Origin of the sequence: Streptomyces sp. NPDC093064 (genome assembly GCF_044754605.1) — a bacterium.
Classification (GTDB): Bacteria; Actinomycetota; Actinomycetes; order Streptomycetales; family Streptomycetaceae; genus Streptomyces.
In genome coordinates this window covers 37,095-52,329 of the sequence record NZ_JBIVPK010000003.1, presented here as the reverse complement: position 1 = coordinate 52,329, position 15,235 = coordinate 37,095, and the positions used below count along the sequence as shown (strand labels likewise).

Here is a 15,235-nt window from a genome sequence, read left to right as displayed (position 1 = left end):
AGTGTGCTGACCCCCCGGCCGGATTGCCGCTCGTCACCGCCGCTCATCGGCGCATGCGCCCCGGATACGCCCGGGATGCGCCATGGAAGTCCCCAGGGGACTCCTCGACGGGCCCCGCTCACAGGGGTCCAGGTGATCTTGGCGATAACGATTGCGATTCGGATCTGCGATCTGACGATACGACAGCGAAGTCCTGGTGTGAGGGATCCATAGGATGCCGGACACAGCTCTCTGGGCTTGTCTCAGGGCTTTGAGGTTTCTGCCGGTGGGACCGCACCCCCACGTCAACGGGTCCTGCTCGAAGGGGAATTCTGTGTGTGCTTGGTACTCTGCGCCGTCCGCGCGCAGGCGGGGGGCGGCCCGACTCGCCGCCGCCACCCTGATCTCCGGATTCGTCGCCGCCGGTGTGCTGGCCGCCGCCGGCCCTGCTGCCGCCGACGGCATGCCGCAGAGTCCGGGCGGCGCGACCGCCACCATCGGCGGCCTGAAGACCTACGGCACCGCCGTCATCCACGACGACGGCGGTGACCACCAGGTCTCCGCGGGCCTGTTCGAGATGTCCGTCGACGGCGGCGGGACCCTGCAGACCTACTGCATCGACGCGTACAACCCCACGCAGCGGGACGCCAAGTACCGCGAGACGCCCTGGAGCGGCACCTCGCTGGCCGCCAACAAGAACGCCGGGAAGATCCGCTGGATCCTGGAGAACTCCTACCCGCAGGTCAACGATCTCGCGGCGCTCGCCGCCAAGGCAGGCGTCGGGAACCTCACCGAGCAGGACGCGGCGGCCGGCACCCAGGTGGCCATATGGCGCTACTCCGACGGCGCGGACGTCGACGCGGTCGACCCACGGGCCGAGAAGCTCGCCGACTACCTGGAGGAGAGCGCCCGCGACCTGCCCGAGCCGCGGGCCTCGCTCACCCTCGACCCGGCCGCCGTCTCCGGTCGTCCGGGCGAGCGGGTCGGCCCGGTGACCGTGCACACCAACGCGAGCAGCGTGACCCTGACACCTCCCGCGGGCGCCGCCACCAGCGGCGTGCGGATCGTCGGCAAGGACGGCAAGGAGATCACGTCCGCCAGGGAGGGCAGCCAGGTGTTCTTCGACGTGCCCGAGGACGCCGGAGACGGCTCGGCGACACTGACCGCGCAGGCCTCCACCTCCGTGCCGGTCGGCCGCGCCTTCACCTCCGACAGCCGCAGCCAGACCCAGATCCTGGCCGGCTCCAGCGAGTCCACGGTCGCCGCCACCAGCGGAGCGACCTGGGCCGCCAAGGGCGCGATACCCGCCCTGTCCGCGGTGAAGAACTGCGCCAAGGGCGCCCTGGACATCACCGCGGCCAACAAGGGCGACGAGCCGTTCACCTTCGAGCTGATGGACACCCGGTACAGCATCGCCGCGGGCGCGTCCGAGACGATCACCATCCCGCTCCAGGAGGACCAGGCCTACGACTTCACGATCAGGGGCCCGGGAGGCCACGCGGAGCGCTTCGCAGGCGTCCTCGACTGCCGGACCCAGGGCAGCCCGGGCGGCGCCGTGACCCAGACCGTCGGCGAACCGAGCCCCGTCACGGCGGGCGGCGGCACCTCGCCCAACCCCAACCTCGCCGAGACCGGCGGCACCAGCACCACCCCGCTGATCGCTGCCATCGGCCTCAGCCTGCTGGTTCTGGGTGCCACGGCCCTGAGCATCGTCCACAAGAGGAAGAGCGCCGGGAACTGACCTAGCGTGGTGGGGGGACATCGAGCGGATGCCCGGCACCGGCCGTCGAACGGGGTGTGACATGACCGTGCGAGCGAGCAGGACAGACCTTGGCACAGCGCCTGCCGGCGCACCGGCTCCGGTCACGAAGGCCCACGGCGCCCGCGCCGCGGCCGAACGGGTCCTCTCGGGTGATTCGGTGACCGTCTCCCTGGGCGGTCTCCGACTCGAACTGCCGTCCCGGGACCAGCTCGCCTACCTCGCGGGCCTCGGTCTCCTCACGGCTTTCGACGTCATCGAATGGCCGATCGCGCTCGCCATCGCCGTCGGCCACGAACTGGCCCGCAGCCACCGCGGCAAGACCCTGCGCGAGTTCGGCGACGCCCTGGAACAGGCCTGAGCACCCCCGGCCGAATGTCCGGATAGTGATCATGCTGTGACCTGTGCGTACTCAGCGCGGAAGCCCTGATCACTACGGTTCAACCGTGCCAGTGAACGACGATGTGCCCACGGACCACGACCGGCGGAACGACGACGAGTGGAACGTGGTGCTCGACGACGATTTCGTCAACAGCGCCACCGTAAAGGAGGGCCCTGCGCCCGTCCGGAAGCGGCTGTGGCCCCGGTACGCCGCGCTGGCCGTGGTGGCGGCTGTGGCGGCAGCGACGGCCTTCGTCGTTCTGAGGCACGTGGGCTCGTCGCCCGACGAAGCCGCCGCGTCCGGGCCGGCGGCCTCCGCGTCCGAGTCGACGGCTTCCGCCCCCGCACCGTCGGCGGCCGCGGCCGCTCCTGCCGCAACGCGGCCGATGATCCCGCTGGCCGAGGCGTTCCCGGCTCAGGTGGAGGACAGTGCCGGACCGAGGGTCGTTGTACGGCGACCAGCCGGCCGTCGCGCTCCACCACCCCGCCGGACAGCACGAGCCGTAGCAGTGGTGCCGCCGCGACGGCGCATCCCACCCTCAACTGCTCCCGTGGCGTGCCGTCTCGCGTGTCCAGCCCGAGCAGCACGATCTGCTCGCCCACTGTCAGTCCGGCGTCCATCGACCCCCCTTTCCCCTCACAACGCACGGCGTACGTCGCACGGTTCCGCCTGTTCCAGCCCGGGCACGAACGCCCGGAGCTACGACAGGATGCTGCGCGGGTAACGGCGCTGCACCGCGCGCAGCCGGGCCAGATCCTTCTCGAAGCCACCCGCGTCGGCCGCCGACGAATAGCAGCGGCAGCCAGACCACGGAGCCGTCGCGCAGCGTGGCCGCGACACGCAGCCGCTCACCACTGCGGGCCCGGGGGCCGGTAGCTATGCGCAGTCCCTCTGAGCGGACGATCTCGTCCTACTCCAGCCGCCGCCACCGCGGCACCGCGCGGATCCGCGGCCCGTCCGGGCCCGCCTCCACCCGTCGCCCGAGCATCCCGAGCGCGCACCCGACGGCCCCCACACCCACGGTCCCGTCAAGTACCCCCACCTCTCGGCGTCCGTCCTCCCACCCGCCTGCCGCCGCGCGCAAGGCGCCGATCACCCCCTCAGCGTCAGACGAGCCACCGCCGCCACCAGCGAAACCCCAGGTCAGAGCCTCCCGGCCGCATGGGTTTCCACGTAGGGGTGGCGGTACGGCAAGATGGGGTGTATCTGCCCACTGCCTGATTTCAAGCTGCCGGACGGTTTCTCTTGGCTGAGTTCATTTACACCATGCGCAAGGCGCGCAAGGCGCACGGCGACAAGGTGATTCTCGACGACGTCACCCTGAACTTCCTTCCGGGTGCCAAGATCGGCGTCGTCGGCCCGAACGGTGCCGGTAAGTCGACCGTGCTGAAGATCATGGCGGGGCTGGAACAGCCGTCCAACGGTGACGCGTACCTGTCGCCCGGCTACAGCGTCGGCATCCTGCTGCAGGAGCCCCCGCTGACCGAGGAGAAGACGGTCCTGGAGAACGTCCAGGAGGGCGTGGCCGAGATCAAGGGCAAGCTCGACCGGTTCAACGAGATCGCCGAGCAGATGGCCACCGACTACTCGGACGCGCTGCTGGCGGAGATGGGCAAGCTCCAGGAGGAGCTCGACCACGCCAACGCGTGGGACCTCGACGCCCAGCTCGAGCAGGCCATGGACGCCCTGGGCTGCCCGCCCGGCGACTGGCCCGTCACCACCCTCTCCGGTGGTGAGCGCCGCCGTGTCGCGCTGTGCAAGCTGCTGCTCGAGCAGCCCGACCTGCTGCTCCTCGACGAGCCCACCAACCACCTCGACGCCGAGTCGGTGAACTGGCTGGAGCAGCACCTCGCCAAGTACGAGGGCACCGTCGTGGCCGTCACCCACGACCGGTACTTCCTGGACAACGTGGCCGGCTGGATCTGCGAGGTGGACCGCGGCCGGCTGCACGGCTACGAGGGCAACTACTCCAAGTACCTGGAGACGAAGGCCGCCCGTCTGAAGGTCGAGGGCCAGAAGGACGCCAAGCGGCAGAAGCGGCTCAAGGAAGAGCTCGAGTGGGTGCGGTCGAACGCCAAGGGGCGGCAGGCCAAGTCCAAGGCGCGTCTGGCCCGCTACGAGGAGATGGCCGCCGAGGCCGAGAAGATGCGGAAGCTGGACTTCGAGGAGATCCAGATCCCGCCGGGCCCGCGCCTGGGCAGCGTCGTCGTCGAGGTCAACAACCTCAACAAGGCCTTCGGCGAGAAGGTCCTCATCGACGACCTCTCCTTCACGCTGCCCCGCAACGGCATCGTCGGCGTCATCGGCCCGAACGGCGCGGGCAAGACCACGCTGTTCAAGATGATCCAGGGCCTGGAGCAGCCGGACTCCGGCAGCATCAAGGTCGGCGAGACCGTCAAGATCTCCTACGTCGACCAGAGCCGCGCGAACATCGACCCGAAGAAGACGCTGTGGGCCGTCGTCTCCGACGAGCTGGACTACATCAACGTCGGCCAGGTCGAGATGCCGTCCCGGGCGTACGTGTCCGCGTTCGGCTTCAAGGGCCCGGACCAGCAGAAGCCCGCCGGCGTGCTCTCCGGCGGTGAGCGCAACCGCCTCAACCTGGCGCTCACCCTGAAGCTGGGCGGCAACCTGCTGCTCCTCGACGAGCCGACCAACGACCTCGACGTCGAGACCCTGTCCAGCCTGGAGAACGCGCTCCTCGAGTTCCCCGGCTGCGCCGTCGTCGTCTCCCACGACCGGTGGTTCCTGGACCGCGTGGCGACGCACATCCTCGCCTACGAGGGCGACTCCAAGTGGTTCTGGTTCGAGGGCAACTTCGAGTCGTACGAGAAGAACAAGATCGAGCGGCTCGGCCCGGACGCCGCCCGGCCGCACCGCGCCACCTACAAGAAGCTGACCCGGGGCTGATCGAAGCAGATGCGCCACATCTACCGCTGCCCGCTGCGCTGGGCGGACATGGACGCGTACGGCCACGTCAACAACGTGGTGTTCCTCCGCTACCTGGAGGAGGCACGCATCGATTTCCTGTTCCGCCCGGACAAGGAGTTCAAGCAGGGGTCCGTGGTGGCGCGCCACGAGATCGACTACAAACGCCAGCTCGTCCACCGGCACGCGCCGGTGGACGTCGAGCTGTGGGTCACCGAGATCAAGGCGGCGTCCTTCACCCTCACCTACGAGGTCAAGGACGGCGACCAGGTCTACGTCCGCGCCTCGACGGTGATCGTGCCGTTCGACTTCGAGGCGCAGCGCCCGCGGCGGATCACCGCGGAGGAGCGCGAGTTCCTCCAGGAGTACACCGACGACGCCGGCACCGGTGACGACGCCGCGGACGCGGGCGACAAGGAGGAGGCCGTCGCCGCATGACGGTCCTCCACCTCGCCGACGAGACGGAGGCGGCCGACCTCGCCGCCTTCCTCTCCCGGCTGCTGCACTACGAACGTTCGGCCGCGGTGCGCCTCCAGGCGACGGGGACGGCGCTCGCCGTCTTCGGACGGCCGGCGTCCTTCGAGGTGCTGGCGGTGCGCGCGGTGCGGCTCTCCGAGCCGTACCGCGGCGAGCCGGACGACACCCTCGACGTGACCGTCTCCGCCGGTGAACTGCTGGAGTCCATCGACGAGTCGGCGGCCACGGCCGCGGTCCCGGCGGCGGTGACCGGGCCGCCGTGGGCGGGCGTGCTGCCGCCGCGCGGCGGCTGGCGGACGGAGCCGGGGCTGCCCCCGGCCGGCGCCCTGGGGGCGACGGTGGCCGCCGCGGTCGCCGAGTTCCGCTCACGTACACAGGAGTTGGCGCAGGAGCACCGCACACGCGCCGAACTCGACCGGATCGGGCGGGAGATCTGGTCCCGGTTGGTCGGCGAGACCCAACTGCCTGTGCGGGCCGTGCACGCGGCACAGTCGCTGCGGTTCCTCAGGCCCCCCGCCGCCGTCGGCGAGGGGGACTCCGCGAGGCCCCCGGCGGCCTCCGGCGAGGAGGACCTCGCGCTGCTGTCGTCGGGGACGTGGCTGCGGCTGCGGACCCCCTACGGTTCGATCGCGGTACGGCGGGCGGAGGCCGGACTCGGCTCCCTGGACGTCAGCGTCCGCTGAGCGCGACGGCTCAGTTTCCCTCGCTGTCGTCCGGCCGCACCGCGATGTGGTCGGGCTCCAGCTCCAGCGCCACCCGGTCGCGCATCCCCAGAGCCTGGGTGTACTCGGCGGGCAGTTGCAGACGGCCGGCCCGGTCGAGCATGGCGTACTCGCGGCTCACCAGCTTCTCGTCGCCGGTCGCCGCGTCCACCTCGCTGCGGCGCAGCACTTCGGTGGAGGTGCGGCCGTCGCGGATGGCGACCGTGCGGCGGACCTCGCCGGCGACCGCCTGGTCGTGGGTGACGATGACGATCGTCGTGCCCAGATGCTCGTTTGCGGTGCGGAAGGCGGCGAAGACCTGCTCGCCGGTGTGGGAGTCCAGTTCGCCGGTGGGCTCGTCGGCGAGCAGCACCGCGGGGTTGTTGGCGAGGGCCACCGCGATCGCCACGCGCTGCTGCTGGCCGCCCGACATCTGGTGCGGGCGGTGGTCCCGGCAGTGGCCCACCTCCAGCAACTCCAGTAGCTCCACCGCGCGTTCGGCCTTGGCGCGGCGGCTTCGGCCTCGGGCACCGGACAACTGCATCGGCAGGGCGACGTTCTGTGCCGCCGTCAGGTAGGGCAGCAGGTTGCGGGAGGTCTGCTGCCAGACGAAGCCGACGACCTCGCGGCGGTAGCGCAGGCGGTCCTTCGCGGTCATGGCGAGCAAATCGTGGCCCGCGACCCGGGCCGCGCCCGCCGTGGGGGTGTCCAGCCCGGCGAGGATGTTCATCAGGGTGGACTTGCCGCTGCCGGAGGCGCCGACGAGGGCCATCAGCTCGCCCTCGCGGACCAGCAGGTCCAGGCCCTGGAGGGCCTGGACCTCCACGCCGTCGGCGGTGAAGATGCGGACCAGGCGGTCGCAGCTGATCAGCGCGTCGTGGCCGTAGGCCGGGCGGGTGCGGTTCGCGGTGGCGCGCTCGGCCAGGTCGGCCAGGGTGGGATTCGTCGTCATCGGGGCTCTCCTGCGCGGCGGCTACGGCGGCTGTGGCGGTCCGGTCGGTTCATCTCGCGTCCCCCGCTCTCAACTCCCGTACCGATCCCCTGCGTCCCGTCCACCACGCCTGGCTCACGGCGATCCCCACGGTCAGCAGCAGCACCGCCGCCGCCGGCAGGGCCAGCGAGAGCGGGTCCGTCCGCAGCGCGTTCCCGCCGGCGGACGCCGTCGTCGACGGCAGCGCGATGGCCGTCAGGTCGATGCCGGGGGAGAGCAGCAGGACGGTCGCCCAGCCCGTCAGCGCTCCGCCCGCCGCGGCGAGCAGCGCCTGGGGCAGGGACTCCAGGACAAGCAGGCGACGACCCTGCGCGCGGGTGAGGCCCATGGTGCGCAGGCGGGCGAGGAGCGCGGCACGCTCGGGGGCGGCGCGCAGCAGGGCGAGCAGCAGGGCCAGGACGGCGTAGCCGGCACCGGCGGCCACCGCCACCGCGTAGACGCGCTCGGCGCCGGACTGGAGGGGCGAGTCGACGTACTGGGCCCGCTCCTCGGAACCCAGGTGCACGGACACCGACTTGCCCACCGTCCGGCGCAGGGCGTCGGCGTCCAGGTGGCCGCCGGTCAGGAGCAGTGTGTTCGTACGGGCCGTCTCGCGGCTCAGCCCGGCCCGGTCCACGACCAGGAAACTGGTGCCGACCACGGCCGGGGTCCGGTCCCGGACGGTGACGATCCGGACGGTGACGTCGGTCCCGTCGCCCAGCATCACGCTGAACGGCTGCTTGCCGAACGTCTCGGCGATGGAGGGGGAGGCCAGCGCCGGCAGTGGGGCCCGGGCGCCGTCGGCCGGCCGCCGCAGTTGCTGCTCGGGGAAGACGCCGAGGCCGGTGCTCCCGGCCAGGGAGGCGTAGGACGCCGGGTCGATGCCCGCCAGGGACACCCGAGTCAGATCCGTTCCCGCCTTGGCCAGGGAGTCGACGCTCACCTCGGTGAGCCCCCGCACGCCCGGTGTCCGGCGCACCCGGTCGGCCAAGTCGGCCGGCAGCGCGCCGGTGTCCTCGACGCGCCCGTCGGCGCCGACGGCGAGGAGAGCCGCCTGGTCGCGGGCGTCGGCCACGCCCGCCAGCACCGAACCGCCGAAGGCGGCGGTGGTGAGCGCGGTCAGCAGCGCCAGCAGGGGCAGCACCGCCGAGACGGAAGAACGGCCCGCGCGGGCCAGGGACAGATGGCCCACCGCCCCACGCAGCCGGCCGGCCGGACGCATCAGCCAGCGCAGCGGCAGCGGGTACAGGCGGACCAGCACCAGGGCCGCGATCACGCCCACCAGGACCGGGGCCAGGGACACCAGTTGGTCCCCGGACCCGTCCGAGGCGCCGGCACTCTCCGACGGCCCCGAGACCCCGTGCCGCCGCAGCGCCTCCACCGCTCCCGCCGCGATCACCAGCAGCGTCAGCTCGGCGACCGTACGGCGCCGGGAGGGACGTACGGACACCGTGTCCTCGCGTGGTCCGTGGACGCTGACCGCGCGGTGCGCGACCAGCGCGCGCACGGGCAGCGCGGCACAGGCGACGGCGGTGACCACCGCGGCCGCGAGGACCGCCTGGCCCGCGCGGCCCTCGGGGACGGCGAGCAGGGCCGCACCGAGCCCGAGCGCCCCGGCGGGCACGGCGACCACCGCCGTCTCGGCGAGCAGCCGGCCGGCCAGGCCGGTCAGGGAGGCGCCGCGGGCACGCAGCAGGGTGAGTTCGGAGCGGCGACGGTCGGCGGCAAGGCCCCCGGCCATCAGCAGGACGACGAGGGCGACCGTCGCGCTGCCGAACACGGCGACCGCGACCAGCGGAGCGACACCGGACATGAGGTGGCCGTAGGAGACGAGCACGTCGTCGAGGTCGGTGCTGACCTGCGCGGCCGGGTCGGTGGCCGTGCGCACCTGTACCAGGCCCGGCCCGGACTTCAGGGCTGCGACGGAGGACTTCAGGCCGTCGAGGTCGTGGGCGTGCAGGGCGCCGGTGTCGGGTGCCACCTGCCAGTACCGGATCAGATGCCCGTCGGTGCCCAGCATGGCGGGGGCCGCCTCGGGCGGGAACAGCAGGGCGCCGAGCCAGTACTTCTCCGAGAGGGGGTCGGTCGGGTCCACGGGGACCAGCGCCGGGGTGCGCATCAGGGGCTGCGTCGCCCAGTACGCGCCGTCACGCTCGCGCGGCGTCAGGATGCCGGTGATCCGCACGGCCAGCGGGGGCCGGGACACGGAGGGTACGTGGATGACGGAGCCGACCTCGATGTGCAGGCTCCTGGCCGTCTCGGCGGTCACGGCGGCCTCCACCTCCGCAGTCGCCGCCGTCACTTCGCCGTTCGCCCGCGGCAGCCGGCCCGCGCCCACCGAGGAGTGCGCGGCCAGCCCGCTCTGCGCGACCAGGCGCACCTGCGGGGGCAGCCCGTTGGGCCGCGGGAGCCAGGGGTCGGGGACAGGCAGGTCGGTGCCGGTCAGCACTCCGTACGCCGACTGGCCGGGGTCGGCGGCGAGCGGCCGTCCGACGGCGCCCAGGACGGCGGCGTGCTGGCGGCCCATGACGGGCGGGAGCAGGGCCTTTTCCCGTTCCCGCTGCGCGAACTGGAGGCCGGGCTGCGGGGCGGACATCAGCAGGGTGGTGCGCTTCACGGTCGCCCGGTCGACGGCCCGGGCCAGGCCGGCGTCCTCGTACCGGTCGACTGCGCGCGGGAACGCGGCCGCCAGGCACGCGGTCAGCGCGACCAGCAGCGCGAGGGCGGCCGCGGCACCCGGCGCGGTGCGCAGGCGTACCCGGACCCAGGCGGGAGTGACGGCGTTCAGCTCACTCACCTCCGCGGTCTCGAAGGGACAGCGCCGGGTCGGGCCGGCGCAGGGTCAGCACCGCCGTGACGACGAGCGGTGCGGCGGCGACGGCCGCCAGCAGCACGGCCACCCGGGCGACCGGCAGTTCGACCAGGACGGTCGGCATCGGTTTCGTGGCCTGCCCGGTCAGGACGATCAGCGGGATCACGGCCCGGGTCAGCACGGTGCCCAGGGCCACGCCGACCGCCAGCGCCAGGGCCAGCAGCACGCTCTGCTCGGCGGCCAGCGTCCGCGCCAACTGGCGGCGCGGGGTGCCCAGGGCGCGCAGCACGGCGAACTCGGAGTCCCGCTCCCTGAGCGCCCCGGCCGCGCTCACCGCGAAACCGACCGCGGCCAGCGCCGCTGCGACCGCGGCCGCCGCGGTGAAGGCGGCCGCGGGTCCGGCGCCGAACGGGTCGTCGCGCAACTGGGCGGCGATCTCCTCCCGCACGATCACCTGCGCCGGGGCGATGTCAGGCTGGGCCCGCAGGGCCGCGGCCACACTCGCCGCCTGGCCGGCGTCGGTGCGCAGCCACCACTCGGTGGGCACCACGCTCTCGCCGTAGCGCGCCTGGAGCAGCCGGTTCACCGACCGCAGATCCATCAGCACGCCTCCGCCGTCGTGCGTCGTGGCACCGCCCTGGTCGGCACCGGCCGTGGTCGGCAGTTCCCGTACCGCGCTGACGATCCGGACCAAAACGTTCTGGCCGCCGAACGTCACGTCCAGCCGCTGCCCTGGCCGCGCGCCCGTGGAGGCCAGGAAGCGGTCGGTCGCCAGGGCCGTGATCTCCGGCTGCGCGGGCTGGGCGACCTGGAGCCGCAGGGTCAGCGTGCCCGTCGCCCAGGGCTGGTCGCGCGGCACGTAGCCGGTGCTGTAGGTGACGGTCAGCGGGCGGGAGGACGTCACGGAGGGTGCGCCCGGCGTGTTGTCGCCGGAGGGGGAGGGGTCGGAGCCGGTGCCGGCCGAGGTCGCCTTCCAGGCCGTCGGCAGGCTCAGGTGCCGCTCTGTCCCGTCGGCGGCGGTCGCGGTCGCCTCGGAGACGGTGAGGCGGTGCCGCTCGGTGTGGCCGACGGGCTGGAACAGGGTCACGTCCAGGCCGGTGAGGACGAGGGGGCCCGCGGTGGCGGGGAGATCCAGGTCCAGCGGGTGGGAGTGGCCGTCGGCGGGCAGCGCGCCGAGCGGCATCCGGTACGGGACTCCGTAGCGGTCCTCGACGGTGGCCCCCACGTCCACCGAACTCCCGGCTCCGGCGCCGCGGATGGCGGTGGTCAGCCGCAGACGGGCCGTCCCGGCGGGCACCTTCAGACCCGCCGTCGGGCTCTTGGGCGCGAGCCCCGCCAGCAGCGGCCGTACGGGATCCGATGCCAGGTCGGGGCGCATCAGCATCGTGTCCGTCGCGTTCGCGGTGTCCAGCGCGAGCACGGTCGCGGCGCGGTTGCCGGACAGCGGCAGCGTGGTGCGGACGGCGGGGGCGGCGGAACTCACATGGGGGAGGGCCGCGTACCGCTCGGTGCGGCCGAGGTCTCCCTCACCGGCGGCCAGTACGCGCACCGGGGCACCCGCCTGGAAGTCGGCCTGGTCGTCCTGCGAGCGGTCCCAGGAAGCGCCCTGACCGATCGCCAGCATGCCCAGCGCGATGGCGAGTACGAGCAGCAGCACCGGACCGGCCCCGCGCATCGGGCGGCGGCTGAACTGCCAGCCCGCCAGCGCGGCCGGCAGTCCGCGGCCTCCGGTCGCGCGGCGCTCGGCCAGCCGGGCCACCGGCGGCAGCAGCCGCAGGGTCAGCACCGTTCCGGCCAGCAGGGCCAGTGCGGGCGCGGTGACCAGCAGTGGGTCGATGCCGAGCGTGCCCGTGAGATCGCTGCCGACCGCGCCGGAGGGCTGCCGGTTCAGCTGCCAGTACGCCACACCGGCCACCGCCAGCAGTCCCAGGTCCGCGCCGGCGCGCAGCGGCGCGGGCAGCGTACGGGCCCGCGAGCCGGTCGTGAACGGCGAGGTCAGCGCGGGCAGCGTCACCGCCATCGCGCAGCCCAGCGCCACGGCCGCCGCCACCAGCCAGACCCCGGGCCGCCCGGTCGCGGAGACGTCCGGGTGCAGTCCGATCCGGGCCAGGGCGCCCTGCCCGGCCAGCAGTCCGGTCAGCGGCCCCGCCAGCAGCGGCGCGCAGGCCGCGGCGGGCACGGCGAGCAGCAGCGCCTCCGTGGCGGCGAGGCCCGCGATCCGGGCACGGGAGCCACCGCGGGCCCGCAGCAGGCGGGTCTCCCCGCCGCGTTCGGTGCTCAGCAGCCGGGCCACCAGCAGCAGCGCGTAGCCGGCGAGCAACGCCAGCTGGAGCACGGCGATCAGCAGGGTGGAGCGGGCCACGAGCAGGGAGCGGTCGATCCGGTCGAGGACGGCGGGCAGCGAGGACGTGACCTCCGGTGCGCCGCTCACCGCCGTGGACTTCCGCAGGGACGCGGCACTCTCGCGCACCGCGTCGCGCAGCGCCCCGATCCGCCCGGTCGTCAGCGTGGAGAAGTCCGCCGAGGCCTGCCACGCGGTCTGACCCTCGCTCACCCTGCCGCCGGTGACGACGGCGGGGTCGGTCAGCAGCGGCCCGTACATCGTGAAGCTGACCTTGCGGACGCCGCGGCCGCCCAGTTCGTCCAGCCGCCAGTACGGCGCGTCGGCGCGGACGGGGCGGTAGAGCCCGGTGATCCGCACCTGGGCCTTCCGGCCGCCGAGGCGGTCGGTGAGGGTGAGCCGGGCGCCGGGCTTCAGCCCGAGGTGCTGCGCGGCGGTCTGCGGCAGCGCGACCTCGAGGTCGCCCGTCGCCGTCTCGCCGGGGAGGTGTCCGGAGACGAGCCGAACCTGGGTGGGGTCCATCGCCGCGAAGTAGGTCAGGTCCGGGTCGCCGGAGCGCTCTGCCGGGGGCCGCAGGGACAGGGGCAGGCCGTAGGGGCCGGAGCGCGCCAGGGTGCGCACGGTGACCGGCAGCCCGTCGAAGGCCTTGCGGGTCTGCTCGCGTACGGCGGCGTCGGCGGCCGAGCGCTTCTCGGGCGGTGTGTCGCCGCGGACGACCAAGGTGGCGTCGGCGGCGTTGCGCGGGTCCCGCAGGGAGTGGCGCAACGCCGCGTCGCCGATCGCGCCGGAGTAGGCGGTGAGTGTCGCCAGTACCGCCGTGGTCAGCAGGACCGTGAGCAACGCGGCGGCCAGCAGCAGCCGGTGCGCCCGCGCTCGTAGCAGGACGAATCCCGTGAACCCCGCCACCCGGCTCCCCCTGCCGTTGTCCAGACCTTTTCGGTGATGTTGTCAGAGGGAGCGCGGCGCGGGTAAGCGTTGATGGACCGAGCTTGACCGGATCGTGATCGGAATCCGACGCCGGACGACCGGATTCCGGTACTCAGGTGCCTGCGCGGCGGCTCAGTCGGGCGTGTTCACCATCGACGCCGCCGCGTACGTCAGGTAGTTCCACAGCGTCTGCTCGTGCTCCTGCGACAGGCCGAGCTCGTCGACGGCCACCCGCATGTGCCGCAGCCAGGCGTCGTGCGCCGCCCGGTCGACCTGGAAGGGCGCGTGCCGCATCCGCAGCCGCGGGTGGCCGCGCCGCTCGCCGTACGTCGTCGGACCGCCCCAGTACTGGATCAGGAACAGCCTCAGCCGCTCCTCGGCCGGTTCCAGATCCTCCTCGGGATACATCGCCCGCAACTCGGGATCCCCGGCCACCCCCTCGTAGAAACGGTGGACCAGCCGGCGGAAGGTCTCCTCGCCGCCGACCTGCTCGTAGAAGGTCTGCTCCTGAAGCGTGCCACGCCGAATCTCATTCACCCGTCCATGCTCTCAGACGGCCGGACGGAGGACCGGAGGCCTAGGACCTGCTGCACAGCAGAGCCTGGAGCCACCGGTCCTTACGTGACCCGTGTGATCCGTGTGATCCGGGCGGGCCTTAGCCGCGCCTGATCGTGATCGTCGTCCAGGCGCCCACGTGCACGCGGTCGCCGTCCTGGAGGGGGACCGGCACGAAGGGCTGGATGGGGTCCTCCGAGCCGTTGACCGTGGTGCCGTTGGTCGAGTTCTGGTCGACCACCGCCCAGCCGCCGTCGGGCTGCTGGACCAGAACCGCGTGCTGGTGGGAGACGCCCGGGTCCTCCGGCGGGACCGACAGGTCGATGTCGGGGGTGTCGCCGGTGGAGTGCCGGCGGCGGCCGATGGTGACCTGGTTGCCGGTGAGCGCGCGCTGCTGCTCGGGAGAGTACGCGGGCAGGTTCAGGCCCGTGGCCTCGGGGCCGGAGCGCTGCATCATCGCCATGAAGTAGTCGCGGTCCGGACCGATCGTCGCCGTCCAGGTCGCGGGCTGCTGCGGCTGCTGCGGGAAGGCCGCTCCCGGCGGGGCCTGGGTGGCACCCGGCTGGGGGTAGCCGTAGCCGCCCGCCTGGCCGGGGCCCGGACGGCCGGGGACGCCCGGACCGGAGGGGCCCGTGGACGACGGCGGGGAGATCACCCAGTCGTCGTCACCGCCGTGCTGCGGCCGGCCCGTTTCCTGCGGGAACCCGGGCGGAGCCGGCGGGCCGGGCTGCTGGAACGCCTGCGGGGCACCACCGGGCGCTCCGGGGGCACCGGGCGGCGGCGGAACCGGCCGTGACGGGTCGCCGCCGAAGTTCGGCGGGCCGGGGCGGCCGGGGGGCTCGGTGCCGAAGTTCGGCGGCCCGGGGCGGCCCGGGGGCTCGGTGCCGAAGGGCGGGGCGTGCGGGATCGGCTCGGCGGGCCGGTTCACCTGGGACGGCCGGGAGCCCTGGTACTCGAACGTGTCACCGCCGAAGGCCGGGCCGGGCGGCTGCGGGAAACGCGGGCCGGGACCGGCGCCGGGCGGCGGCGCGGCCGGCGTGTACGAGGTCGCCGTGTTCGTCAGGAAGTTCCACCGGCACTCCTCGCAGAACGGAGCGCCGCCCTCACGGGGCGTACGGCACTGCGGGCAGAGCTCCGGCTCGGGGTCCGGTACGGCGGACAGGTGCGGGCGCCCACCGGGCGCACCCGGCTGACCGGGACCACCGGGTCCCGGCGCGGGCGGGAAGCCGTAGCCCCCGACCGGAGGGGGCGGGGGAGGCGGAGGCACGGCACCGGCCATGCGGTGACCGCACACCTCGCACCAGTCGTCGGAACCCGACTGGTGTCCGTTCGGGCAGGTCGGCATGTCGGCGCTTCCCCCTCTCCTTTTCCGGCCGGTGCGGCCGGATTTCTCCAACCCCGAGG

At 73.4% G+C, this 15,235-nt stretch carries 10 protein-coding genes; 5 read left to right on the top strand and 5 right to left on the bottom strand.

Translation table 11 applies throughout. The annotated features are described in order from the left end of the window. Positions 1-313: 313 nt before the first annotated feature. The 5 genes from ACIQFZ_RS04990 (at position 314) to ACIQFZ_RS04970 (ending at position 6,208) form a co-directional block, all read left to right on the top strand. Positions 314-1,720 (top strand): Cys-Gln thioester bond-forming surface protein, encoded by a 1,407-nt coding sequence (locus tag ACIQFZ_RS04990; protein WP_402690639.1) that lies wholly within the window; start codon positions 314-316, stop codon positions 1,718-1,720. Between the two features lie 178 nt (positions 1,721-1,898). After that, a complete protein-coding gene (locus ACIQFZ_RS04985) occupies positions 1,899-2,099 on the top strand; it encodes a hypothetical protein (protein WP_365427558.1) in 201 nt (66 codons plus the stop codon). Positions 2,100-3,365: 1,266 nt separating this feature from the next. Then, positions 3,366-5,030: an energy-dependent translational throttle protein EttA gene (ettA, locus tag ACIQFZ_RS04980; protein WP_402690638.1), complete on the top strand. Its 1,665-nt coding sequence runs from the start codon at positions 3,366-3,368 to the stop codon at positions 5,028-5,030. A gap of 9 nt (positions 5,031-5,039) precedes the next feature. After that, entirely contained in the window at positions 5,040-5,486 is a 447-nt protein-coding gene (locus ACIQFZ_RS04975) for a thioesterase family protein (RefSeq protein WP_365773803.1), read from the top strand. Then, positions 5,483-6,208, top strand: a complete 726-nt coding sequence (locus tag ACIQFZ_RS04970) for a hypothetical protein (RefSeq protein WP_383055558.1) — start codon at positions 5,483-5,485, stop codon at positions 6,206-6,208. The genes ACIQFZ_RS04975 and ACIQFZ_RS04970 overlap by 4 nt, the downstream gene beginning before the upstream one ends. Positions 6,209-6,218: 10 nt before the next feature. Here the strand turns inward: ACIQFZ_RS04970 and ACIQFZ_RS04965 are convergent, their stop codons facing one another. The 5 genes from ACIQFZ_RS04965 to ACIQFZ_RS04945 form a co-directional block, all read right to left on the bottom strand. Beyond that, positions 6,219-7,178 carry an ABC transporter ATP-binding protein gene (locus tag ACIQFZ_RS04965; protein WP_365773805.1) on the bottom strand — a complete coding sequence of 320 codons (960 nt, stop codon included), beginning with the start codon at positions 7,176-7,178 and terminating at the stop codon, positions 6,219-6,221. 49 nt (positions 7,179-7,227) lie between these two features. Further along, on the bottom strand, positions 7,228-9,984 hold the full coding sequence (locus ACIQFZ_RS04960) for an ABC transporter permease (protein ID WP_376650857.1): 2,757 nt from the start codon (positions 9,982-9,984) through the stop codon (positions 7,228-7,230). A 1-nt stretch (position 9,985) separates the two neighbouring features. Continuing rightward, the gene (locus ACIQFZ_RS04955) at positions 9,986-13,255 is read right to left on the bottom strand and encodes an FtsX-like permease family protein (RefSeq protein WP_402690637.1); all 3,270 of its coding nucleotides are present in this window, start codon (positions 13,253-13,255) and stop codon (positions 9,986-9,988) included. Between the two features lie 153 nt (positions 13,256-13,408). Further along, positions 13,409-13,813, bottom strand: coding sequence for a globin (locus ACIQFZ_RS04950; RefSeq protein ID WP_365427293.1), 405 nt, complete (start codon positions 13,811-13,813; stop codon positions 13,409-13,411). Between the two features lie 118 nt (positions 13,814-13,931). Beyond that, positions 13,932-15,176, bottom strand: coding sequence for an FHA domain-containing protein (locus ACIQFZ_RS04945; protein ID WP_365427290.1), 1,245 nt, complete (start codon positions 15,174-15,176; stop codon positions 13,932-13,934). Positions 15,177-15,235 lie beyond the last annotated feature (59 nt).